The sequence below is a fragment of the Amycolatopsis sp. NPDC104775 genome (genome assembly GCF_055583325.1).
Map to the genome: position 1 here is coordinate 365580 of NZ_JBVJOE010000008.1, position 21630 is coordinate 387209.

Annotated in this window: 19 protein-coding genes; 9 read left to right on the plus strand and 10 right to left on the minus strand. The window is 70.0% G+C overall.

Annotated features, from left to right (window positions below):
- Positions 1-449: 449 nt before the first annotated feature.
- Positions 450-1016 (minus strand): peptide deformylase, encoded by a 567-nt coding sequence (locus ACZ63D_RS32320; RefSeq protein WP_043827268.1) that lies wholly within the window; start codon positions 1014-1016, stop codon positions 450-452.
- Positions 1017-1155: 139 nt separating this feature from the next.
- Here ACZ63D_RS32320 and ACZ63D_RS32325 point away from each other — a divergent pair, with 139 nt between their 5' ends.
- Both ACZ63D_RS32325 and ACZ63D_RS32330 read left to right on the plus strand, forming a co-directional pair.
- A complete protein-coding gene (locus ACZ63D_RS32325; RefSeq protein ID WP_465358136.1) occupies positions 1156-1464 on the plus strand; it encodes a DUF3263 domain-containing protein in 309 nt (102 codons plus the stop codon).
- The gene (locus ACZ63D_RS32330; RefSeq protein ID WP_465358137.1) at positions 1461-2132 is read left to right on the plus strand and encodes a LytR C-terminal domain-containing protein; all 672 of its coding nucleotides are present in this window, start codon (positions 1461-1463) and stop codon (positions 2130-2132) included. Before ACZ63D_RS32325 ends, ACZ63D_RS32330 begins: the two co-directional genes overlap by 4 nt.
- A gap of 357 nt (positions 2133-2489) precedes the next feature.
- On the opposite strand, the gene ACZ63D_RS32335 is transcribed toward ACZ63D_RS32330, so the two are convergent.
- The 3 genes from ACZ63D_RS32335 to ACZ63D_RS32345 form a co-directional block, all read right to left on the minus strand.
- Positions 2490-4781, minus strand: a complete 2292-nt coding sequence (locus ACZ63D_RS32335) for an AAA family ATPase (protein ID WP_465358138.1) — start codon at positions 4779-4781, stop codon at positions 2490-2492.
- Between the two features lie 151 nt (positions 4782-4932).
- Positions 4933-5907, minus strand: a complete 975-nt coding sequence (pssA, locus tag ACZ63D_RS32340; RefSeq protein WP_465358139.1) for a CDP-diacylglycerol--serine O-phosphatidyltransferase — start codon at positions 5905-5907, stop codon at positions 4933-4935.
- A 2-nt stretch (positions 5908-5909) separates the two neighbouring features.
- A complete protein-coding gene (locus ACZ63D_RS32345) occupies positions 5910-6623 on the minus strand; it encodes a phosphatidylserine decarboxylase (RefSeq protein WP_465358140.1) in 714 nt (237 codons plus the stop codon).
- A gap of 225 nt (positions 6624-6848) precedes the next feature.
- Between ACZ63D_RS32345 and ACZ63D_RS32350 the strand changes: the two genes are divergently transcribed.
- Positions 6849-7025, plus strand: a complete 177-nt coding sequence (locus ACZ63D_RS32350; protein WP_465358141.1) for a hypothetical protein — start codon at positions 6849-6851, stop codon at positions 7023-7025.
- A 39-nt stretch (positions 7026-7064) separates the two neighbouring features.
- On the opposite strand, the gene ACZ63D_RS32355 is transcribed toward ACZ63D_RS32350, so the two are convergent.
- On the minus strand, positions 7065-7355 hold the full coding sequence (locus ACZ63D_RS32355) for a GlsB/YeaQ/YmgE family stress response membrane protein (protein ID WP_116200394.1): 291 nt from the start codon (positions 7353-7355) through the stop codon (positions 7065-7067).
- Between the two features lie 143 nt (positions 7356-7498).
- Positions 7499-8692, minus strand: coding sequence for a molybdopterin molybdotransferase MoeA (moeA, locus tag ACZ63D_RS32360; RefSeq protein ID WP_465358186.1), 1194 nt, complete (start codon positions 8690-8692; stop codon positions 7499-7501).
- A 134-nt stretch (positions 8693-8826) separates the two neighbouring features.
- Here moeA and ACZ63D_RS32365 point away from each other — a divergent pair, with 134 nt between their 5' ends.
- The 4 genes from ACZ63D_RS32365 to groL all read left to right on the plus strand — a co-directional run bounded on the left by ACZ63D_RS32365 (position 8827) and on the right by groL (position 13431).
- Positions 8827-9438 carry an AIM24 family protein gene (locus ACZ63D_RS32365; protein WP_465358142.1) on the plus strand — a complete coding sequence of 204 codons (612 nt, stop codon included), beginning with the start codon at positions 8827-8829 and terminating at the stop codon, positions 9436-9438.
- 105 nt (positions 9439-9543) lie between these two features.
- Positions 9544-9747, plus strand: coding sequence for a cold-shock protein (locus tag ACZ63D_RS32370; protein WP_009083993.1), 204 nt, complete (start codon positions 9544-9546; stop codon positions 9745-9747).
- A 71-nt stretch (positions 9748-9818) separates the two neighbouring features.
- A complete protein-coding gene (locus ACZ63D_RS32375; protein WP_465358143.1) occupies positions 9819-11537 on the plus strand; it encodes a serine/threonine-protein kinase in 1719 nt (572 codons plus the stop codon).
- Positions 11538-11802: 265 nt separating this feature from the next.
- Positions 11803-13431, plus strand: a complete 1629-nt coding sequence (groL, locus tag ACZ63D_RS32380; RefSeq protein WP_009083991.1) for a chaperonin GroEL — start codon at positions 11803-11805, stop codon at positions 13429-13431.
- Between the two features lie 67 nt (positions 13432-13498).
- Here groL and ACZ63D_RS32385 read toward each other — a convergent pair whose 3' ends face one another.
- Together ACZ63D_RS32385 and ACZ63D_RS32390 are read right to left on the minus strand one after the other, a co-directional pair.
- Positions 13499-13708, minus strand: coding sequence for a PspC domain-containing protein (locus ACZ63D_RS32385; protein WP_037807882.1), 210 nt, complete (start codon positions 13706-13708; stop codon positions 13499-13501).
- Between the two features lie 73 nt (positions 13709-13781).
- Positions 13782-14720, minus strand: coding sequence for an o-succinylbenzoate synthase (locus tag ACZ63D_RS32390; protein WP_465358144.1), 939 nt, complete (start codon positions 14718-14720; stop codon positions 13782-13784).
- A gap of 67 nt (positions 14721-14787) precedes the next feature.
- Here ACZ63D_RS32390 and ACZ63D_RS32395 point away from each other — a divergent pair, with 67 nt between their 5' ends.
- The gene (locus ACZ63D_RS32395; RefSeq protein ID WP_465358145.1) at positions 14788-17574 is read left to right on the plus strand and encodes an AfsR/SARP family transcriptional regulator; all 2787 of its coding nucleotides are present in this window, start codon (positions 14788-14790) and stop codon (positions 17572-17574) included.
- Positions 17575-18422: 848 nt separating this feature from the next.
- On the opposite strand, the gene ACZ63D_RS32400 is transcribed toward ACZ63D_RS32395, so the two are convergent.
- Complete coding sequence (locus tag ACZ63D_RS32400; protein WP_465358146.1) at positions 18423-19274, minus strand: DUF72 domain-containing protein; 852 nt, start codon at positions 19272-19274, stop codon at positions 18423-18425.
- Between the two features lie 182 nt (positions 19275-19456).
- Complete coding sequence (locus ACZ63D_RS32405) at positions 19457-20338, minus strand: SDR family oxidoreductase (RefSeq protein WP_465358147.1); 882 nt, start codon at positions 20336-20338, stop codon at positions 19457-19459.
- Between the two features lie 84 nt (positions 20339-20422).
- Here ACZ63D_RS32405 and ACZ63D_RS32410 point away from each other — a divergent pair, with 84 nt between their 5' ends.
- Entirely contained in the window at positions 20423-21001 is a 579-nt protein-coding gene (locus tag ACZ63D_RS32410) for a TetR/AcrR family transcriptional regulator (RefSeq protein WP_465358148.1), read from the plus strand.
- Positions 21002-21630: the final 629 nt, after the last annotated feature.

Here is a 21630-nt window from a genome sequence, read left to right on the forward strand (position 1 = left end):
CGCCGGCATTACCCGGTCAGGTTCATGCGGTCGGTGACGCCGGGTGCCCGCGAGATGGACACCAGTCACCCTCTCAGCCCGCCAAGGCGCGAGCTCCCGCGTTGCATTCGGTTGAGGTTGCTCGTCCGACGATGCCATGCGGCGTCGGGTTGGCACAACCCTGCCGGAGTGTTTGATTGCCCCGCTCTGTTTGATTGCCCCGGCTCCGTTTGATTGCCCCGGCTCCGCCGGGGCGCCGAGATCGCCGGGAAGCTGGTTTCTTCCCTCCCGATTTCCCCGGCCTGGGGGCCGGGGAAATCGCTCAGTCCAGAAACCAGCGCGATCTCGGGTTTCGGTCCAGAAACCGGCGCGATCGGGGGTTGTGGTCCAGGGAGCAGCGCGGTCTCGGGTTGGGGCCCAGGGAGCGGGGCGGTCTCGGGGTTGTGGTCCGGAAAGGCTTGGCGCGCGGGTCAGGCGTCCGCGGGTTCCTTGGGCGGCAGCCAGGTCAGGCCGGGCACGCCCCACTTGTTCTTCTTCAGCATCTTCTTCGCCGCGCGGGCGTGGCGGCCGACGAGGCGGTCCAGATAGATGAACCCGTCGAGGTGATCGGTCTCGTGCTGCAGGCACCGCGCGAAGTAGCCGGTGCCCTCGACCTCGATCGGATTGCCCTCGACGTCGAAGCCGGTCACCTTCGCCCACGAGGCGCGCCCGGTCGGGTACGACTCGCCGGGGGCGGAGAGGCAGCCCTCCCAGTCGTCGTCCGGGTCCGGCATGGTCTCCGGGATCTCGGAGGTCTCCAACTTCGGGTTGACCACCACGCCCTTGTGCTCGACGCCCTCGTCGTCCGGGCAGTCGTATACGAACACCCGCAGATCGAGCCCGATCTGGTTGGCCGCGAGGCCCACGCCCTCGGCCGCGTACATGGTCTCGAACATGTCCTCGACGAGGGTGGCCAGCTTGTCGTCGAACTCGGTGATCTCGCGCGTGGGCTGGTGCAGCACGGGTTCGCCGGCGATGCAGATGGGGTGGACGGTCACGGACGCCGAGTTTAGTCGGACCCTTCTGGTACACCTGGATCGGACCGTGACGCGCCGTGTCGGATGCCCATGTCGACCATGGGTTCCGTGGTTCAATGACGCCCGCGGAAGGACTGCCGACACCGATTGCGAGGACCGCATGGACGCCGCGGAGTCGATGGCTGGAAACCAGCCGTCGCCGCCGGACAATGTCGGTGGCCTGACCGAACGCGAACTGGACATTCTCGCGTTCGAGCGGCAGTGGTGGCGCCACGCCGGGGCGAAGGAGAACGCCATCCGGGAGCGCTTCGGGCTGTCTTCCACCCGTTACTACCAGTTGTTGAACACGCTGCTGGCCAAGCCGGAGGCGGTCGCCGCCGATCCGATGCTGGTCAAGCGGCTGCGCAAAACGCGCGCCGCCCGTCAGCGCAAACGCGGGGCCCGGCGGTTGGGGATCGAACTGTCATGAGCGTCTTCTCGGGACTGTCCAGGCCGTTGAAGGCCGCGGGAGTCGCGCTGATCGGGGTCGCGGTGGTCGCGGCCGTCATCGGCGGGGTCACCGTGCTCACCACGAGCGGGGACCAGAACGCCGGGCCGAGCACGTCCGGCGAGCCCACCGCGCCCGGCGGCTCGTCGTCCGCGCCGCAGCCGTCGTCGTCCTCGGCTCCCAGCTCCACGCCGTCGTCGCCCGCCTCGTCCGCGCCGGCCTCGTCGTCCGCCGCTTCGTCGGCTCCCGCTTCGGGCCAGCCAGGCCAGCCCGGGCAGCCCGGCGGCCAGCCGGGGCAGCAGCCAGGACAGCCGGGCCAGGCGGGTCCGGACCAGCAGGCCTCGAACAAGTGGGTCACCCTGCGGGTCTACAACAACTCGCTGATCAAGCACCTCGCCGAACAGGCCGCCGCCGACTTCCGCGGCTCCGGCTGGAACGTCGTCGAGGTCGGCAACTACGCGCAGGGCGTCATCCCGACGACCACGGCCTACTTCCGGCCGGGCACCGACGAGGAAGCCGCCGCGAAACAGCTGGCCAAGGAGTTCGGCTTCCAGGCCCAGCCCCGGTTCGAGGGCATCCAGAACTCCAGCCCGGGCGTGATCGTGATCATCACGAAGGACTACCAGCCCGGCGGACACCAGGGCAGCTGACCTGATTCGTGACAGCCCGCGCTCCGGCGCGGGCTTTGTCATGTGTGCCGGGTGCCGCTACGGGCGTTGCCCGGTGAGTTGCCAGCGGTTTTCTCAGTAGGCGGGTGCGCGGCCTCGCAGCCACGCCGCCCCACGAGCCCAGACGATGCCCCCTGCTCCCGCCGCGGGACCACGGGCGCGACGGCTGCTGCGGAAACCTCACTGGGCGGGTGCCGAGGCGAGCGAAACCGGTGGCTGCGGCGGGCGTGCGGTTCGGCACGGTGGGCGCGGTCGCGAAGCTCCCTCACCTTCGAAGGCTTGGCGTGCCCAGTGCGAGGTGGCGAGATGCCGTGGGTGCTGGCACCAGCACCCACGACCTCAGCGTTCCTGCTGCGCCTGCGCGTACGCCTCCAGCGTCGCGAGCTGCGCGGCGTCCAGCGACGGCCGCACCGTCTCGCGGGCCTTGGCCAGATGTGCCGCGGTCACCTCGCGGGCTTCCAGCGACTCGCGCATCGCGGTGAGCGCCGCTTCCCGGATCAGAGCGGCGCAGTCGGCGGCCGAGTAGCCCTCCAGCGCCGCCGCGGTGGCCTCGAGGTCCACATCGGACGCCAGCGGGGTGTGCTTGGCCGTCGAGGCGAGGATCGCGGCGCGGGATTCGGCGTCCGGCGGCGGGACGTAGATCCGCCGTTCCAGACGGCCGGGGCGCAGCAGGGCCGGGTCGACCAGTTCGGGCCGGTTCGTCGCGCCCAGCACGACGACTTCGCGCATCGGCTCGACGCCGTCCAGTTCGGTGAGCAGCGCGGCGACCACGCGGTCGGCCACGCCGGAGTCGGAGGACTGGCCGCGGCGCGGGGCGAGCGCGTCGATCTCGTCGAGGAAGATCAGCGAGGGGGCGGCGTCGGCGGCCCGGCGGAACAGGTCGCGGACCGCGCGTTCCGATTCGCCGACCCATTTGTCCAGCAGTTCCGCGCCCTTGATCGCGAACACGTTCAGCGCGCCGGTGCCGGCGAGCGCGCGGACCAGGAACGTCTTGCCGCCGCCGGGCGGGCCGTACAGCAGCACGCCGCGCGGCGGTTCGATGCCGAGGCGGGCGAACGAATCCGGATAGCGCAGCGGCCACAGCACGGTTTCGGTGAGCGCTTCCTTGACCGACGTCATGTTGCCGACGTCGTCCAGCGTCAGCCCGCCGGTCGCGAGATTGTCCGAAGTGGACAGTGAGATCGGCCGGACGGTGGCCAGCGCGTCGAGCAGATCCTGCTGGGAGATCTTGGGTTCTTCGACGTCCCGCTGGCGCAGCGCGGCCCGCAACGCCGCGTCCCGGCGAAGGGCGAGCAGGTCGGCGGCGACGAATCCGGGGGTCCGCTCGGCGAGCACGCCCAGGTCGGCACCGGATTCGACGGGCACGTCGCGGAGCAGGATCCGCAGGAGTTCGACGCGCGTTTTCGCCTCCGGCAACGGCAGACCCAGATCGCGGTCGAGCAGGTCGGCCCCGCGCAGCCGCGGATCCACCGACTCGGCTCGCGCGGTCGTGGCCACCACCGCCAGCCCCTCCCGGCGCAGCGCGGCGCGCAGTTCCTCCAGCACCACAGTGGCTACCGGCGGCGGTTGAGTGGCCGGGAGCAGAGCGTCGATGTCGTTGATCAACAGCACGCCTGGACCATCGCCGTCAGCGGCCCGGTCGATGGCCTCGCGCAGCGAACGGTGCGCCGCGTTCGGTTCCAGCACCGCGATATTCGGCGCGGTCACCGACACCACGCGCACCTTCTCCGCCGCGGCGACCGACCGCACCAGCGTCGCCTTGCCGACGCCTTCCGGCCCGGACAGCAGCACGCCCAGATGCGCCGAAGTGCCCAGCTTCGCCAGGAGCTCCGGCCGGTGGAACGCCAGGTCGAACCATTCGGACAGCTTGCGCGCCGCGCCCTCGGCCCCGACCAGATCGGCGACCGGCACCGGCTCGTCCAGCTCTTCCTCGCGAGCCTCGGTGACGACCTCTTCGACGATCTCCGCTTCGAGGTAGTCCTCTGCCGCGGTGACAGCCGTAGTGCGCACGAGCGCGGTCGCGGTGCGTACTGGCTGCTCGCCGCCGGTCGGCGCGCCAGTACGGGCACCGTCCCGCCAGCTGACCACAGTGGACGGTCCAACCACGACCGCGCCAGCCGGTTCGGTCGCCGTGACGGTCAGCAATTCGTTGGTCCACGTCGCCCCGATCACGCGGGACAACTGCCCGCGCACCGCGGCGACGTCCGATCCCGGCGCGGGCGCGAGGTCTTGCGGCAACAGGGAAACCGCGTCGCCGCGGGTCAGCACCTTGCCGGTGAGCGCGAGCCGCAACGTCTGCGGCGACACCGAAACCGAGGCCAGCCGGGACCCGGACACGGTGACCGTCCGAGCCGCGGTGACCTCTGCTGGCGAAACGACAATCTCGCCGCCCTCGGCGACGCCGACGTTCGACATGGTGACGTCATCGGTCAACACGACCCCCGGCGTCGCCTCCTCCGCGGCGGGCGCGGCCAATGCGGCACTGCGCCGCGCGCCGGTGAGGTGCACGGCGTCCCAAGCCCGCAGGCCGAGCGCGTCAAGCACTTCCGGGTGCAGCCGGACCACTCCCCGCCGCGCGTCAAGCGCGGACGGCGTGTGCCGGACGGTCAGGGTGATCTGCGGATCGCTCACGCTTCTCACCCTAATGAACCGGTGGGCGGTTATGCGTGAACGAAAGGCCGCTTACCGCGTTGCCCACCAGCCGCGGACCGCGGGAGAGAGCAAGGTTGACGTCGTGAGGCCCCAGACGCGTCCGCGGCTGCCCGCACGCGCGGCGGGAAACCTACCGGCGCCGAATGCCGATCCGGCGCCAGCTGCGCCGCCGCTGGCTGGGCCCGGACGTGGCCGAGCTGTGGTCGCGGTCTCGCAGATTCCGGCTGCGCACCAGGTCCGAGTTCTGCCGCGGCAACCGCACCGCGCGCATCGCGGCACCGGCGACGCGGCCCGACGCCGGGCGCAGCCGCAACCGTCGGTGGCTGCGGGCCCGGCGGATCGCGCGGCGTTCCCTCGGCGGCACTTCCCAGGCTTCCGGGTGCGCGGCGAGCCAGCGGTGCCGGTACACCGAGTACGGGATGTGCAGCAGGTACAGCACCAGCGCGACCGCCAGCGCCGCCAACGGGAACACGATGATCGCGGCGGCCAGCAGGCCGACGCCCACCAGCAGCGGCGCGATCGCCTTCGCCGGGGCCTTCACCGTCTTGAGCGAGAGCGTCGGGATGCGGCTGATCAGCAGCGCGGCGACCGCGATCGTCCACACGAGCACCACGTACTGCTCGGACCACCAGCCCTCGCCCCACTGCAGCGTGACGATCAGCGGCAGCATCGCGACCAGACCGCCGGCCGGCGCGGGCACGCCGACGAAGAACTCGGCGGCGTACGGCGGCTGGTCGGTGTCGTCGAGCAGCGTGTTGAAGCGAGCGAGCCGCAGGATCATGCAGACCGCGAAGATCAGCGACGCGACCCAGCCGATGCGGTCGCCGTGCGCCTGCCAGACGTAGAGCACCAGCGCGGGTGCGACGCCGAACGAAATGCCGTCGGACAGCGAGTCGAGCTCGGCGCCCATCTTGGACGTCGCGTCGAGCAGGCGGGCGATCCGGCCGTCGAGGCTGTCGAGGACGGCCGCGATGCCGATCGAGCCGATCGCCATCGCGTAGTTGCCGGTGAGGGCGAACTGCACCGAGGACAGCCCGGCGCAGAGCGCGAGCACGGTGATCGCGTTCGGCAGCAGCCGGACGCCCGGGGTGGTCACGCGGACCATGGTCAGCTTTCTCCCTGCGCAGGAAGTTCGGCGAGCACGGTTTCGCCGCCGACGGTGCGCTGGCCCTTGGCCACCACGACCCGGCTTCCCGGCGGCAGGTAGGTGTCGACGCGCGAGCCGAAGCGGATGATGCCGTAGGTCTCGCCGGCGGCCACCTTGTCGCCCTCGCGGACGTCGCACCGGATGCGGCGCGCGACCAGCCCGGCGATCTGCACGACGACGAGCTCGTGGCCGTCGACGGTGTGCAGCACCAGCGAATTGCGCTCGTTGACCTCGCTCGCCTTGTCGAGGTCCGCGGAAAGGAACTTGCCCGGCTTGTACGCCACCTTCGAGATCACGCCCGCCGCCGGCGTGCGCTGGACGTGCACGTCGTAGACCGACAGGAACACGCTCACCCGCATCCGCGGCTCGGCGGGCAGGCCGAGTTCGGCGGGCGGGACCGCTTCCTCGATGAGCGAGACGGTGCCGTCGGCGGCCGAGATCGCGACGTTGTCCCGCACCGGGGGCACGCGCTTCGGCTCGCGGAAGAACGCCGTCATGCCCGCGGTGGCGAGCGCGCCGACGACGCCGAGGCGCTTGGAGAACCGGCGCAGCACGAAGGTCGCGGCGAGGCCGCCGAGGAGGAACGGCCGTCCTGCCGGGTGCATGGGCGGGAACGTCTCGCGGGCGAGCTGGACAGCGTGCGCGAGGGGGTTACCGGTGGGCTGGCCGCTCATGGGTCGAGTTCCCCGCTGTTCGTCTCGGTCGGTGTAAGGGTCCGATTTGGGCTTCCCCACGCTACCGCCCGCCTGCGGCGGACCCGGCGGCCCCTGGTCGTAAGGGTTGTCCCGGCGCGGGTGGGCGCGACCACAAACCGGTAACGACGCGTCGAACAATCCGATAACACCGGGTAGTTGACGCCGCTCGGGACCGGTGCCCGGGCCGACCTGGCGAGGGAGACGATGGCGGTACCCGATCTGCTCGCGCAGCTGCTGCGCGCCTGGCGCCGGGATGTCCTGTCGGTGCCCGTTCCGCAGCTTGTCGACCCTGTGCACGCCGCCCGGATAGTGCGCGAAGCGGCCCGGGTGCGCGCGTCCCCCGACGAAGCACGCACCCGGGCGCGGAACGGGTCAGTCTAGTCCGCCGCCCGGGTGTTCTGACAGATCGTCGGGAAACCGTTACCAACGGTCACGATCGCGACGGCTCGCGGTCGCGGCGCTGACCAGCCGCAACACCAGCAGCAGCACGATCGCCCCGAGGATGGCGACGCCGAAGCTCGGGAAATCGAATTCGAAGTGCTGCTGCTCACCGGTCGCGAGCCGGTAGACGAAACCGCCGAGGGCCGCCCCGACCACGCCGACCAGCACGCTGACGAGACAGCCCTGCCGCTGCCGTTCCCGGCCGCCGACCACGAGGTTCGCGATCCAGCCGACCAGCGCGCCGAAGACGATCCACAGGATGATGCCCATGTTCGCGAGGATACCTGCGGGCTAGCGCACAAGAGGTTTTGCACAACGCGTGGATACGGTTGGCGTCGTCGGAATTGCGGGAACTGAATGACCGGTTGACCGGTCGCTTCCCGTCCATTGTGGACGATGCGGATCGACGGGCGCTAAAGCAGCAGCACCTCAACCTCATCGCCCTCCGAAACCCCCGAAACCTCCTCCGGCAGCACAATCAGGCAATTCGCCTGCGTGAACGCCGCCAGCAAATGCGACCCCGGACCCCCGCGCGGCCCCACCACTCCGGTCACTTCACCGAGGACCGGTGTGAAGAACCCCCGCCGGAACTGCCGCCGGCCAGCGGGGGACGTCATGTCCTCGGTCAGCCGAGCCCGCACTCGACGGCGGTCCACGTCTGAATGGCCCATCGCCGCCAGCACCGCCGGTCGCAGGAATGCCTCGAACGACACCAGCACGCTCACCGGATTCCCCGGCAGCGTCACCACCGGCACGCCGTTCCACCGTCCGTACCCCTGCGGACCGCCCGGTTGCATCGCGATCTTCTGGAATTCCACGCCCTGTCCGGTCAGCGCGTCCTTCACCACTTCATACGCGCCGGCCGAGACCCCGCCCGACGTGATCAGCAGATCCACCGATTCCAGCCGCGGCTCGATGAGCTTGCGGAACTCCGCCACGTCGTCGACCACGCTGCGCACGACCTCGACCTGGCAGCCGAGCTCGCGCAGGGCAGCGGCCAGCATCACGCTGTTCGATTCGTAGATTTGCCCGTGCTGCAACGGGTTCGGGGGTTCCACGAGCTCCGTTCCCGTCGACACCACCAGTACCGACAGCGGCCGGTATACCTCCAGTTCCGCCAAGCCGACCGCCGCGGCGAGGCCGAGGTGGGCGTGGCTCAGCACAGTGCCCGCGTGCAGCGCGACAGTCCCCTTCGTGACGTCCTCGCCAGTCCGGCGGATGTGGTTGCCCTCGACCGCCGCGCGAGAGATCCGGACTTCCGAGGTGCCGCGGTCGGTGTCCTCGACCATCACGATCGCGTCCGCGCCCGGCGGCAACGGCGCACCGGTCATGATCCGCTGAGCGGTACCCGGTTCAAGCGGTTTCACGTCCACCCGGCCGGCCGGAATGTCGTCGGCGACGGGGAGCGTCACGGGTGCCTCGGCGACGTCCGCGGCGCGCACGGCGTACCCGTCCATCGCGGAGTTGTCGAACGGCGGCAGCGCCACCCCGGCCAGCACGTCGCGGGCCAGGACGAGCCCGGCGGCAGCGGAGACCGGAACGGTGCGGACAGGCGCGCGGCCGAGCAGTTCGGTCACGGTCTCGCGGTAGGCGTCGACGGAGATCACGCGGACCATCCTCCCTCCTGCTGCCCGTCGTGCAACACTCTCCCGGCACAAGCCGGGGAGCACGGGGAGAGTTCTGATGCAGTTTCGGGTCCGCAACCAGTTCGGGCGCGCCGCGCTCGCGACCCCCCGCTGACATGCGCGTCCACACCAGGCACACGCCGGGATTCGGCGTCGCCCGCGTGCTGCTCGCCCCCGGCGAAGCCGTGCAGGCCGCCGCGGAATCGTTGCTGGCCAGCAGCTTCAACGTGGCGGAGATGAACCAGAACCGCGGCCGCAAGGGCGGGCGTTCGGTGTTCACCGCCCCGCCCGAGGGCGGCTGGGTCGACCTGGCCCCGCTCGGCCCCGGCGACGTCTACCCACTCGAACTCACCGGATCCACCGGCTGGTCGGTGCACCGCGACGGCGTGCTCGCGCGGCCGAGCACGGTCCGCGTCGACCAGAACTGGGCCCCGCTGCAGCAGTTGTTCGGCGCCGACTCCGGGTTCCTCGAGCACTACAGCGGCCGCGGCCCGCTGCTGCTCACCGCGCCCGGCCCGGTGGACTCGTTCGACCTCGGCCGCGGCGAGATCGTGACCGTGCGCCCGGACTATCTCCTCGCCTATCCCGACACCCTGCAGTGCCGGTTGCGCGCCCTCGACCCGAGCGGCCCGCAATCGCTGCGCACCGGCGAAGGACTCGTCCTCGATTTCGCCGGACCGGGCACCGTGCTCGTCCAATCGCGCAATCGGCGAGTGTCGCGGGCGTAAGGGGAATCTGCCGATTATCCCATTGCCGGGAGCGTCGATTCCGGTAGCGTGAACTCCACTTCGCACGCTGATGGACAGCGGATTTTGGTCCCGAGGGAGGGCGCCGTGGCAGTCGGCACCGTCAAGTGGTTCAACTCGGAAAAGGGCTACGGGTTCATCGAATCCCCCGAAGGTCCGGACGTCTTCGTTCACTATTCGGCCATCCAGGCCGACGGATTCCGCACCCTCGACGAGGGCGACCGCGTGGAGTTCGAAGTCCAGTCCGGCCGCGACGGCCGAAGCCAGGCCGCGGACGTCCGCAAGGTCTAGCGAGGCAGCTGTCCTGACCGGTTGGGCGAACCGGCAGTGGCAGCGGATACCGGCGCGTTAAGCTGCGCTGCGTGACAGGCGACGTGTCGGGGGACCTCACCGGTCGCCAGCTGGGCCACTACCGCATCGACTCGGTGCTCGGCAAGGGCGGCATGAGCGTGACCTATCAGGCCACGGACACGCGGCTCGGCCGCAAGGTGGCGCTGAAGGTCATCGGTGACCACCTCGGTGCCGACGCCGAGTTCCGCGAACGGTTCGTCGACGAGGCACGCAACACCTCCGCGATCGACCACGCCAACGTCGTGCCGCTGTACGACTTCGGCGAACTCGACGGCATGCTCTACATCGCCATGCGGATGGTCGACGGCGGGGACCTCGCCGGCCTGATGTCCGCGGGCCCGATCAGCCCGTCGCGCGCGCTCAGCCTGCTCGACCAGGTCGCCGACGCCCTCGACACGCTGCACAACCACGGCCTCGTGCACCTCGACGTCAAACCGGCCAACGTTCTCGTCACCAGCCGCGAGACCTCCCGCGAGCACGTCTACGTCGCCGACTTCGGCCTGACCCGCCGCGGTGCCACCGGCCACCGCACGCGCGGCGGCGACTTCCTCGGCTCGCCCACCTACGCCGCGCCGGAACACCTGCGCGGCGAACCGCTCGACGGCCGCACCGACCAGTACGCCCTCACCTGCGTGCTGTTCGCCTGCCTGACCGGCAACCCGCCGTTCCGCGGCGACGTGCCCACCGTCATCAAGGGCCACCTCGGCGGGGAACCGCCGTCGGTGGCGAGCGTGGTCGCGCTCCCGGCCGCCGTGGACGACGTCATCCGCAAGGGCATGGCGAAAAACCCCAACGACCGTTATCCCAGCTGCGTCGCGATGATCGCCGCGGCCAGGGTCGCGCTCGGCCCGCTCGCGACCTCGGACACCCCGCCGGGCCCGGCCCGGCCGAACGGACATCCGGAGGCGGCCATGCAGCAAGGACCCGGCGGAGCTGGCGGATCTGGGCCTGTTCCTGGCGGGTCTGGACCTGGCGGTCCGGGCGCGCAGCAGGGCGGCCCCGGAGCCGCGGGGCAGGGCGCGGGCGCTCCCGGCGGCCAGAGCGTTCCCGGTGCTTGGGGTGCCCAGCAGCCGGGCCAAGCGGGATACCCCGGCCAGGGCGGCTACGGCGGTCCCGCCGGTTACGGCAGCCAGCCCGGTTATCCAGCACAGCCCGGACAGCAGCAGCCTGGCCAACCCGGTCAGCAGCAGCCCGGACAGCACCAGCCCGGTCAACCCGGTCAGCAGCAGCCCGGTCAGCAGGGCTACCCCGGCCAAGCACCGGCAGGCCCCCCGCCCGGCTACGGCTATCCCGGCCAGCCGGGTCAGCCGGGCCAGCAAGCACCGCAAAGCCCCCCGCCCGGCTACCACGGCTACCCGAACCAGCCCGGCTACCCCGCTCAGCCCAACCAGCAGGGCCACCCGAACCAGCAGGGCCATCCGAATCAGCAGGCTTTCGGCGACCCGATGCGGCTGCGCCCGCCGTCCCCGGCAGGCGGCGCGGGAGCGTTCGAAACGAAGCCCAAGAGCGGCGGCTTGAAGTGGCTGTGGATCGCGCTGGGGGTGCTCGTCGTCGCCGGTCTGGTCGTCGGCGCGATCTTCCTCTTCGGCGGGGACGACAACGGCAACGGCGGCACCGCTCCGACGTCCTCGGCGCCCAACATCCCGGTCGGTCCGGGCGGCTCGAAGTCGGCCGGACCGTCGTCGCTGCGCCCGCCGCCGTCGTCGATCCACATCCAGCCGAGCCACTGACCGGTCTCCCCGCTCCCGCCAGGCACCGGCGCTGACCTGCGCTCCTTGCACTCGACCCCGGAGAGTGCTAAACACGGCATTGGCACTCGACGCCGTCGAGTGCTAGGCGAGCGGTCACCGACCGCCTGCCTGAAGGTCGGGACGGTGAGGCTGACCCACCGGTCAGTCGTCCGTCGCGGGCACCGAGCCTGGCCGAGGACGTGTCCTGCTGCCGCCGCTGGAGACAGCGCGGCGGTGGCGCCCAATACCGGAGGACCACACCGCAATGGCCAAACTGATCGCGTTCGACGAGGACGCCCGCCGCGGTCTTGAGCGCGGCTTGAACACCCTCGCCGAAGCCGTCAAGGTGACCCTCGGCCCGCGGGGCCGGAACGTCGTGCTCGAAAAGAAGTGGGGCGCGCCGACGATCACCAACGACGGTGTCTCCATCGCCAAGGAGATCGAGCTCGAGGACCCGTGGGAGAAGATCGGGGCCGAGCTCGTCAAGGAAGTTGCCAAGAAGACTGACGACGTAGCGGGCGACGGCACCACCACCGCCACCGTGCTCGCCCAGGCGCTCGTGCGCGAGGGCCTGCGCAACGTCGCGGCCGGCGCCGACCCGATCTCGCTCAAGCGCGGCATCGAGGCGGCCGTCGAGGCCATCACCGAGCAGCTGCACAAGGCCGCCGTCCAGATCGAGACCAAGGAGCAGATCGCTGCTACCGCCTCGATCTCGGCCGCTGACCGCACCATCGGCGAGCTGATCGCCGAGGCGCTGGACAAGGTCGGCAAGGAAGGCGTCGTCACCGTCGAGGAGAGCAACACCTTCGGGCTCGAGCTGGAGCTCACCGAGGGCATGCGCTTCGACAAGGGCTACGTGTCCGGTTACTTCGTGACCGACCCGGAGCGCCAGGAAGCCGAGCTGGAGGACCCGTACGTCCTGCTCTTCGGTTCCAAGATCTCCAACGTCAAGGACGTCCTGCCGCTGCTGGAGAAGGTCATCCAGTCCGGCAAGCCGCTCCTGATCATCGCCGAGGACGTCGAGGGCGAAGCCCTGGCGACCCTGGTCGTCAACAAGATCCGCGGCACCTTCAAGTCCGTCGCCGTCAAGGCCCCGGGCTTCGGCGACCGCCGCAAGGCGATCCTGCAGGACATCGCGATCCTGACCGGCGGCCAGGTCATCTCCGAGGACGTCGGCCTCAAGCTGGAGAACGCGGACCTGTCGCTGCTGGGCCGCGCCCGCAAGGCCGTCATCACCCGGGACGAGACCACCATCGTCGAGGGTGCCGGCGACGCCGACCAGATCCAGGGTCGCGTCAACCAGATCCGCGCGGAGATCGAGAACTCCGACTCGGACTACGACCGCGAGAAGCTGCAGGAGCGGCTCGCGAAGCTGGCCGGCGGCGTGGCCGTCATCAAGGCCGGTGCCGCGACCGAGGTCGAGCTCAAGGAGCGCAAGCACCGCATCGAGGACGCGGTGCGCAACGCCAAGGCCGCCGTGGAAGAGGGCATCGTCGCCGGCGGTGGCGTGGCCCTGATCCAGGCCGCCGAGGCCGCTTTCGCGGGCTTGAAGCTGACCGGTGACGAGGCCACTGGCGCGAACATCGTCAAGGTCGCCGTCGAGGCTCCGCTCAAGCAGATCGCGATCAACGCCGGTCTCGAGGGCGGCGTCGTGGCGGAGAAGGTCAAGTCCCTCCCGCAGGGCCACGGCCTGAACGCCGCCACCGGCGAGTACGAGGACCTGCTCGCGGCCGGCGTGCCGGACCCGACGAAGGTCACCCGCTCCGCGCTGCAGAACGCCGCTTCCATCGCGGCGCTGTTCCTGACCACCGAGGCTGTCGTCGCGGACAAGCCGGAGAAGGCTGCTGCCGCTCCGGCCGACCCGTCCGGCGGCATGGGTGGCATGGACTTCTGAGTTCGGCTGCTTTCCGGCGAAGCCCGGTTCACCCTCGCGGTGGGCCGGGCTTCGCCCATTCCTGGGCTCAGTCTTCGGGAGTCAGGACGGCCGCCGCGGCGTAGACCGGGAGGATCACCCCGGCCGAGAGCACGGCCCCGGCGACCGCGGCGATGCGCACCATCGAAGGGTCGACGTTGAGGTAGTTGGCCCATCCGCCGCACACGCCGGTGAGCATGCGGTCGGAGCGGCTGCGGAAGATCTTCTTGGCCGGTGCGGCCTGCACGTTGTCCGTCATGCCAGCAATACTCCGCGACCGGCGCGCGCCGCACATCCGGGATCGCCCCGGAGATACGACCCTGAGGTCTCCCTTATCCGCTGATCTTCCGGACCCGCTCGAACCGGTCCAGCCAAGCCGCGCTGACCTCGGGAGACGCCGCGAATTCGGCGTAGGCGTCGGGTTCTGGCGCCTGACGGAGGACCGGCAGGTAACCGTCCACAGGGGACAGTGTGGTGGTGCAGACGTCCCCGCGCAGCAACGACATCGTGCCGAGTCCGCAAGCGAAGTCCAGCTCTGGCAAGGCCCCGGCGAGCGCGAGTCCAGCGGCCAGCCCGACGCTGGTCTCCACCGCCGACGACACCACGCACGGCAGCCCGCACGCCTCGGCGACCTCCAGCGCGCGCCGCACTCCGCCGAGCGGCGCGACCTTGAGCACGGCGATGTCGGCGGCCCCGGCGACGGCGACCTTCAACGGGTCTTCCGCGCGGCGGATCGATTCGTCGGCCGCGATCCGCACCGACACCCGGCGGCGAACGGCGGCCAGGTCGTCGATCGTGGGGCACGGCTGTTCGGCGTACTCGAGTCCACCGGCCGCGCGGTCCAGTTCGCCCAGCGCGTGCACGGCAGTATCGACATCCCACGCCATGTTCGCGTCGACCCGGATCGCGCCGGACGGACCCAGGGCGTCGCGTACCGCTTCGATGCGCGCGCAGTCCTCGGCGAGCGTCGCGCGTTTGTCGGCGACCTTGACCTTCGCCGTGCGGCAGCCGGAGGTACGGACCAATTCGTGCGCGCGTTCCGGCGGCACGATGGGGACTGTTGTGTTCACCTCAATGCGGTCGCGAACCGGCTCGGGCCAGCCTTCTTCGCTCGCTTCGAGCGCGGCGGCGAGCCAGGGAACGCTCTCGGTGTCCGAATAGTCCGCGAACGGGCAGAACTCGCCCCAGCCGGCGGTACCGCGGAGCAGCAGCCCTTCACGGACGGTGATGTCCCGGAACCGGGTGTGCAGCGGGAGCGCGTAAACCTGCATGACTGCCGATCATGCCATCGCCGCGGCGACGGAACCGAGGTGCCGCGGGGGCCGTCTCACCGCCACAATGGAAAGTGTGGACGGCCTCGACTTCCGGGTGCTCGGCCCGGCCGAGGTGCTGGCCGGGGATCAGGCGGTGCCGCTGGGCGGCAGCCGCCCGCTGATCGTGCTCGCCGGACTGCTGCTGCGCGCGAACCGGCTGGTGTCGGTCGACGTGCTCAGCCACTGGTTGTGGGGCGACGACCAGCGCCGGTCGAAGGGTGCGCTGCAGACGTACGTGCTGCGGCTGCGCCGGGCGCTCGGCGACGGTGCGTCGATCCGCACCGAGCGCGGTGGTTACCTGCTGGAAGTCGACGAGAACGCGGTGGACCTCGGCCGGTTCCGCCGGTTCGCGGCGCGGGGCCGCAGCGCGGCGGAGCGAGGCGAGCATCGGCGGGCAGCGGGGTATTTCGAGGACGCACTGGCGCAGTGGCGAGGTTCGGCGCTGCAGAACGTGGAGTCGGACGCGCTGCACCGGGACGAGGTCGGACAACTCACCGAAGAGCGCACGCGCGTCCGTGAGCTGTGGGCCGAGACGCTGCTGACAGTCGGCGAGCACGACACTGTCGTGCCCGAGCTGGAGCAGTTGACGCGCGAACATCCGCTGCGGGAACGGCCGCACGAGCAGCTGATGTACGCGCTGCTCCGCTGTGGGCGGCAGGCCGAGGCGCTCGACGTGTACCGGCGGATCAGCGGATTGCTCGCCGAGGAACTGGGCTTGGATCCCGGCGCCGGACTGCAACGGGCACACCGGCTCGTGCTGGGCGGGGACGCGGGCACGCGATTCCGGACGCCGCTGGAACCCCATGTGCCGCACCAGCTTCCGGCCGACCTAGGTGCTTTCGCCGGTCGGGCCGCGGACCTGAAAGCCCTGCGCGCGTTGCTTCCGGAAGCCCTCGACGATGGCACCTCCACGCCGATCGCTTCGGTGGAAGGTATGGGCGGACAAGGGAAAACGACCCTGTCCGTCCACTTCGCACACCAGATCGCCGACCGGTTCACCGGTGGTCAGGTCTTTCTGGACTTGCGTGGCTACGGCCCAGGCGCGCCGGTGTCCCCGCTCGCCGCGTTGGAGACAATGCTCCTCGCATTGGGCGTTCCCGCCGACCGAATTCCGTCCGGTTTGGACGAACGCGCGGCGACCTGGCGTACCTACACCACTGGCCGGCGGCTGTTGATAGTGCTGGACAACGCGAACAGTACTGAGCAAGTGCGCTCGCTGCTTCCGGGCCCTGGATGTCTGGTCGTGGTGACGAGCCGCTGGCAGCTGCGCGGACTGGTCGCGACCCATGGAGCCCGGCGAATCGCTCTGTCTGAATTGGACAGTGAAGAAGCGGTGGAACTGCTCGCGTCGGCCATCGGCGTCGAACGAGTGCATGAGGACCCGGCCGCGGCTGGCCGGTTCGTGCAGTACTGCGGCGGGCTCCCGCTGGCGATCCGGATCCTCGCCGTGCGCGCGGCGCAGTTCCCGCGGCTGCCACTGGACGAGTTCGTGGCGGCGCTGCCCTCGGATGCCGGCCGGTTGAGCACCTTCGACCTCGGCGATGGCGACGAGACCAATATCCGCACAGTTTTCTCTTATTCTTATCGGGTTTTATGCCCGGCAGCGGCGCGGCTGCTGCGATTGCTGGCGCTGTCCGCCGGCCCGGACCTGTCCCTTGGCATGGCAGTCGCTCTCAATGGCAGGTCCGAAAAGGACACTCGCGGCGCGCTGGACACGCTCGTTTCGGCTCACCTGCTCACGCAGCCGAAGCCAGGCCGTTACCAGTTCCACGATCTGATTCGCGCCTACGCGACTGAATTGTCCGAGCAGGAGGACGACGTCACCGAGCGCGCCGAGGCCAGCGCGCGACTGCTCGACTGGTGCATCGCGTCGGCGCGGAACGCGGGTCTGGCGATGCGCCCGAACCAGCTGATGGACGAAATCGGCCCGATCCCGTCCGACGGTGCGCTGGAGTTTCCGGATTTCCACCGGGCTTTGGCCTGGTTCATCGAGGAACACGGAAACCTGATCTCGGTGGTCCAGTGGTCTTTCCGGATCGGCCGCTACGCGCAATGCTGGCGCTTGGCCTGGTCGCTGTTCACCTATTTCGCCGGACGCGCGCGAGTCGACGAATGGCGGTACGTCTTCGAGATCGGCCTGCGAGCGGCGCGGAATTCCGGCGAACGGCACGGCGAAGCGGCGATCCTCAATGGACTCGGCGTGATCGAGGGAGTCGCCCGGAATTACGTGCTGGCGCGAGAATATCTGGAGCAGGCGCTGGCCGTTCAGCTGGAATTGGGCTCGCTGCCGGGCGAGGCGCGGGCGCGATACAACCTGGCGATGACCGCGCAGGACATCGAGGATTTCCCGGAGGCTTACCGGCATGGCCTGCGGTCGCTGGAAATCACGCGAGAGCTGGGGTTCACCTCGGTGGAGGCGAATGTCCTGCGCGCCTTGGGCGATCTGTGCGCGATGATGGGCGACTACCCGCAGGCGCTTTCTCTCGCGGACGAGGCGCTCGCTCTGGTCCCACCGGACGACCTCCCCCAGGGCCGCTTCTCGTTAGCCGCCCGGGCTCGCGCCTTGCTCGGCCTGGGGCGGCACGTGGAAGGAATCGAGTGCCTGTCCGAAGCGGTCGACATGTTCTTCGCGATGGACGAGGAGTACGAGGCCGCGGATGTACTGTCGGAACTGGGCACCGCCCACTTGCGCTACGGCCGCACCGCCGCGGCACGAGACTGCTGGCTGCGCGCGGTCCGGTTGCTGACGAGGCTGGATCATCCGGACGCGGATCGGGTACGGGCACAGTTGGCTGGGTTGGTGCGGGGGTAGTTCCGGCCCGTTGCCGGGTTGAGATCGCGCTCTCTGCAAGTGCCGCTCCGCTACGGCTTAAGGCTCTGGCTGCGCGCGGTTCGGTTGCTGACGAGGTTGGGTCATCCGGCCGCGGGTCGGTTTGGGCGCAGTTGGCTGGGTTGGTGCGGGGGTAGTTTCGGCCCGTTGTCTCGGCGAGATTGCGCTCTCCGCATTGCCGCGCCGCTGCGGCTCGGGGCCGCAAGCTGTGTGTAGTCCGGTTGCTGACGAGTTTGGGTCATCCGGCCGCGGGTCGGGTTTGGGCGCAGTTGCAGGGTCGGTGCGGTAGTAGCTTCGGCCGATGGCGCGATGGCGACGAGATCGCGCTGTCCGCACTGCACGCAGTGCCGCGCCGCTGCGGCTCGGGGTCGCTGGCTGCGCGTGGTCCGGTTGCTGGCAAGGCCGGATCATCCGGATGCGAATCGAGGGCGCAGCTGACTGGGTTGCCGTGACTCGGGATTGCTGGCTGCCCGCGTCCTGGCTGGAACTGGGCTGGACCACTCTGCTGCGGGCCGGTGCGAACGCAGTCGGCGGCTGGTAAGGAAGGTGCCAGGCAGGCACCGAGGCGGCGCGATTGGTTGGACCACTCCGATGCTGCTAAGTGCCCGCGGCTTCGGTCGCGTCGTAACGGCCAGGATGGCTGGGCACGGGTCTGGCTGATGGCAAGGCGGATGGGGTGCGAGCATCAGTTCGGCCGTTTGGCGGAACGTTCCCCCAGTTGGTCGCCTCAAGCCAGCGGGCGCGGTGGTCCGCGTGCCGACCCCCAGCGGCAGCACGTAGACCACCGGCGGCCCGTACCACTACCCAATCGAAGTGCGCTCACTGTCCGCTCACTGTGCCGGGTCGGTTTCGACGGGGAGGCCGAGCAGGCGGGTGAGCGCGACGGCGTTGTGCGGGGCCGCGACTTTGCTGTCGTTGTCGAAGTAGACGTGCACGTCTCGGCGGCCGCCGTCGTGCCATTCGATGATCTTTGCGGCCCAGTCGCGCAGGGCTGAGTCGGAGTAATTGCTGGTGTAGAGCTCGTCCGAGCCGTGCAGCCGGACGTAGCTGAAGTCAGTGGTCTGGTCCTCCCGGTACGGCCACGGCGCGGCGGCGTCGGAGGTCACCAGCGCGACCCGGTGTTTCTTGAGCAGGGACAGTGCTTCGGGCGTGGTGAAACTCTCGTGGCGCACTTCGAGTGCGTGCCGCACCGGCCGGTCGGGGCCCGGTTCCAGGAAGGCTTCGGACTTGAGCTTGTCGTCGTGCTTCGCTCCGAGCGTGGCCGCCTCGCTGGTGGTGCGGGGGAGTTGGCCGAGAAAGGTCGCGACCCGGTCGGGGTCGAAGGCCAGCCGCGGTGGGAGTTGCCAGAGGAACGGTCCGAGTTTGTCGGCGAGTGCGAGGACGCCGGACGCGTAGAAGTTGGCGAGTGCGGTTTCGACGTCGCGCAACTGCTTGAGGTGCGTGATGAATCGGCCGCCCTTGACCGCGAACAGGAACCCGGGCGGGGTTTCGGCGTGCCAGCCGCGGCAGCGCTCCGGACGTTGCAGTGAGTAGAAGGACCCGTTGATCTCGACGGCGTTCGTCTGGCGGGAGAGGTACTCGAGTTCGCGCCGCTGCGGCAGTCCGGCGGGGTAGAACGCGCCGCGCCACGGCGGGTATCGCCAGCCGGACGTGCCCACTCGGATCTGGCCGATCTCGCTCACCGCCTAGGGATTCCCGTCCGGACGGTTGTGGAAACCCGTCCGGACGCGAGTTTTTGGGACAGCTGGGCTAAGTATTAGGACAGATGTCCTAGTGAGAGGGACGTGCGTCTTATGGGGCTGACTTCGTTGCCTGGCAAGAAACTGTCGCCCGGCGAGGGAAGAAGTGGTGGTGAGTCAGGGAGTCACGGCTGGAGGTGCTCCAGGTCCTCGAGCAGGTTCGGGTGGGTGGGCTGCCAGCCGAGGACTTCGCGTGTACGGACGCTGGTCGCGGGCTGGTCCATGGCGAAGATCGGGCCGAACGGGCCGAAGTTCTCCTGCGGCACGGGTTCGACCGGCAAGCCGAGGCGCCGGCCGATGACGGCTGCGATGTCGCGGACCGCGTCGCCCTCGTCGGCTACGGCGTGCCAGGCCGTTCCGGCGGGTGCTGATTCGAGTGCCAAGCGGAACAAGACCGCCGCGTCGCGGGCGTGCACGGCTGGCCAGCGTTGGGTGCCGTCGCCGGGATAGCCGACTACGCCGGTGCGGCGTGCTTGCTCGGCGAGCAGTCCGGCGAATCCGCCCTTGCCCTCGTTGTGGACCGTGCGCGGCATGCGGACCGCGGAGGTGCGCACGCCGCGGGAAGACATCGCCAGCAGTGCGTTGACTGAGCGCGCGCGTCCACCCACCGGTCCTTCGATCGGCAGCGGATCGTCCTCCGTGGCGGCGCGACCGGCGACCCAAGGCGTACCGGAGACGGTGACGAGCGGACGGTCGCTGCCGGCGAGTGCTTCCCCCAGCGTGGTCATGGCGGCGCTCTCTTCGGCGATCGACCGCGCGAGTGCTTCATCGGTGCTGTAGTCACTGCCGAACGCCAAGCTGATCACGCCGTCGGACTGTGCGGCACCGGCGCGCAGGACGTCGAGGTCGGCGAGCTGGCCGCGCAACACCTGGGCACCGGCGTCAGTGAGGGCTTGTGCGGACTTGTCCGAACGGGCCAGCGCGAGAACGGTGTGCCCGCTGGCGAGCAGCTCGGCAACGACCGCGGAGCCGATGGTGCCCGTACCGCCGGTGACGAAAACCTGCATAGGACTACTCCCTGATTGATGAGACCTTTGTCCCGTCACGATACACAGTGATGGGACTCTTGTCTCGTCACCTAAGATGGGTACATGGCCCGATGGCAACCGGAGACGACTCAGCGCCTAGTCGTGGCGGCTGTCGACCTGTTCACCGAGCAGGGGTACGACGCCACCACCGTCGCGCAGATCGCCGAACGGGCGGGCGTCACCAAGAGCACGTTCTTCCGGCACTTCTCCGACAAGCGGGAGCTGCTGGTCGCCGGTCAGGAGACGCTGAGCCGACTGCTCTCCGAAGGGATCACCGAGGCACCCGCGGAAGCCAGCCCACTGGAAGCGGTCGCGGCGGGCCTCGAACGCGCATCCGGGGCGATGGGGCCAGCGAATCGGGAGCTCGGCCCGCGCCTCAAGGCCGCGGTGGCGGCCAGTACGGAGCTTCAGGAACGGGACGCGCTCAAGAACGTGGGCCTCGCGGCCGCGATGTCCGCCGCACTGGTCGGTCGGGGAGTTCCGGACGCGATCGCGCATCTCGCGGCTGAGCTGGGGGTTCTGGCGTTCAAGCGGGGTTATGCGCAGTGGTCCGAAGCTGAGCGGGACAGCGAGGGCGGCCTTGCGCCTTACGCGGTGGCCGCACTGCGGGATCTGCGCGCGGCGGCTGCGGCGTTGGAGTGATTAGCGGCGTGATGCTTGCGGCCGTTGGCATTTGACCCGAAGACGGTTGTTGTTGCGTCGCGTTGTGGCCGCGGTGAATCGGCAAAGCCGGTGGATCTGCCGGACGCCCTTGCTCTTCGGCTGCGCTGGTGCCAGGCCGGGCACGCGAGCAGGTCAGCGCCCGCTGCGGATAGAGGAACGACACCGCGCTTGCACGGGGGACGCTGGACTCCGTGAGTCTCCACCGGACCCGCCGGGCCTGTCCCACCCGACAAATTCGCAAGTGTCGCTGGGCTTCGTCATGGCGGTACGGCCTGTCAGCTTCGCCGGGCTCGACGAGTTCGCTGACTCTGCGGCATCGACGGATCCGAGAGCACTGCCAGGCCCGGCGAATCTGTCAACGCTCCCGTGCCCGCCAACGCTGCCGTGCCCACCAAAGCCGCCGCGTCCGCCAGAGCCGCAGTACCCGCGAGCGCCGCCCCGGCCCGTCAACGTCGCCGCGTCCGTCAGCGCTGTCGTGGTCGCCAGTGCCCGCCAGACCGTTCAACGTCGCCGTATCCGCCGAGCCCGCCAGCTTCGCCAAGCCCCGCACTGGTGGCGAAGGCTGCCGGATCCGTCGCGGGATCGGCGGAATTTGCGGCGCCTTCGGC

Excerpts from the sequence above, each read along its gene's own strand:
- ACZ63D_RS32405 (WP_465358147.1), bottom strand. The coding sequence starts at position 20,338 with ATGCAGGTTTTCGTCACCGGCGGTACGGGCACCATCGGCTCCGCGGTC.
- ACZ63D_RS32345 (WP_465358140.1), bottom strand. The coding sequence starts at position 6,623 with ATGAGCGGCCAGCCCACCGGTAACCCCCTCGCGCACGCTGTCCAGCTC.
- ACZ63D_RS32390 (WP_465358144.1), bottom strand. The coding sequence starts at position 14,720 with ATGCAGGTTTACGCGCTCCCGCTGCACACCCGGTTCCGGGACATCACC.
- ACZ63D_RS32365 (WP_465358142.1), top strand. The coding sequence starts at position 8,827 with ATGCGCGTCCACACCAGGCACACGCCGGGATTCGGCGTCGCCCGCGTG.
- ACZ63D_RS32410 (WP_465358148.1), top strand. The coding sequence starts at position 20,423 with ATGGCCCGATGGCAACCGGAGACGACTCAGCGCCTAGTCGTGGCGGCT.
- pssA (WP_465358139.1), bottom strand. The coding sequence starts at position 5,907 with ATGGTCCGCGTGACCACCCCGGGCGTCCGGCTGCTGCCGAACGCGATC.
- ACZ63D_RS32330 (WP_465358137.1), top strand. The coding sequence starts at position 1,461 with ATGAGCGTCTTCTCGGGACTGTCCAGGCCGTTGAAGGCCGCGGGAGTC.
- ACZ63D_RS32355 (WP_116200394.1), bottom strand. The coding sequence starts at position 7,355 with ATGGGCATCATCCTGTGGATCGTCTTCGGCGCGCTGGTCGGCTGGATC.
- ACZ63D_RS32385 (WP_037807882.1), bottom strand. The coding sequence starts at position 13,708 with ATGACGGACAACGTGCAGGCCGCACCGGCCAAGAAGATCTTCCGCAGC.
- ACZ63D_RS32325 (WP_465358136.1), top strand. The coding sequence starts at position 1,156 with ATGGACGCCGCGGAGTCGATGGCTGGAAACCAGCCGTCGCCGCCGGAC.
- groL (WP_009083991.1), top strand. The coding sequence starts at position 11,803 with ATGGCCAAACTGATCGCGTTCGACGAGGACGCCCGCCGCGGTCTTGAG.
- ACZ63D_RS32395 (WP_465358145.1), top strand. The coding sequence starts at position 14,788 with ATGGAAAGTGTGGACGGCCTCGACTTCCGGGTGCTCGGCCCGGCCGAG.
- ACZ63D_RS32350 (WP_465358141.1), top strand. The coding sequence starts at position 6,849 with ATGGCGGTACCCGATCTGCTCGCGCAGCTGCTGCGCGCCTGGCGCCGG.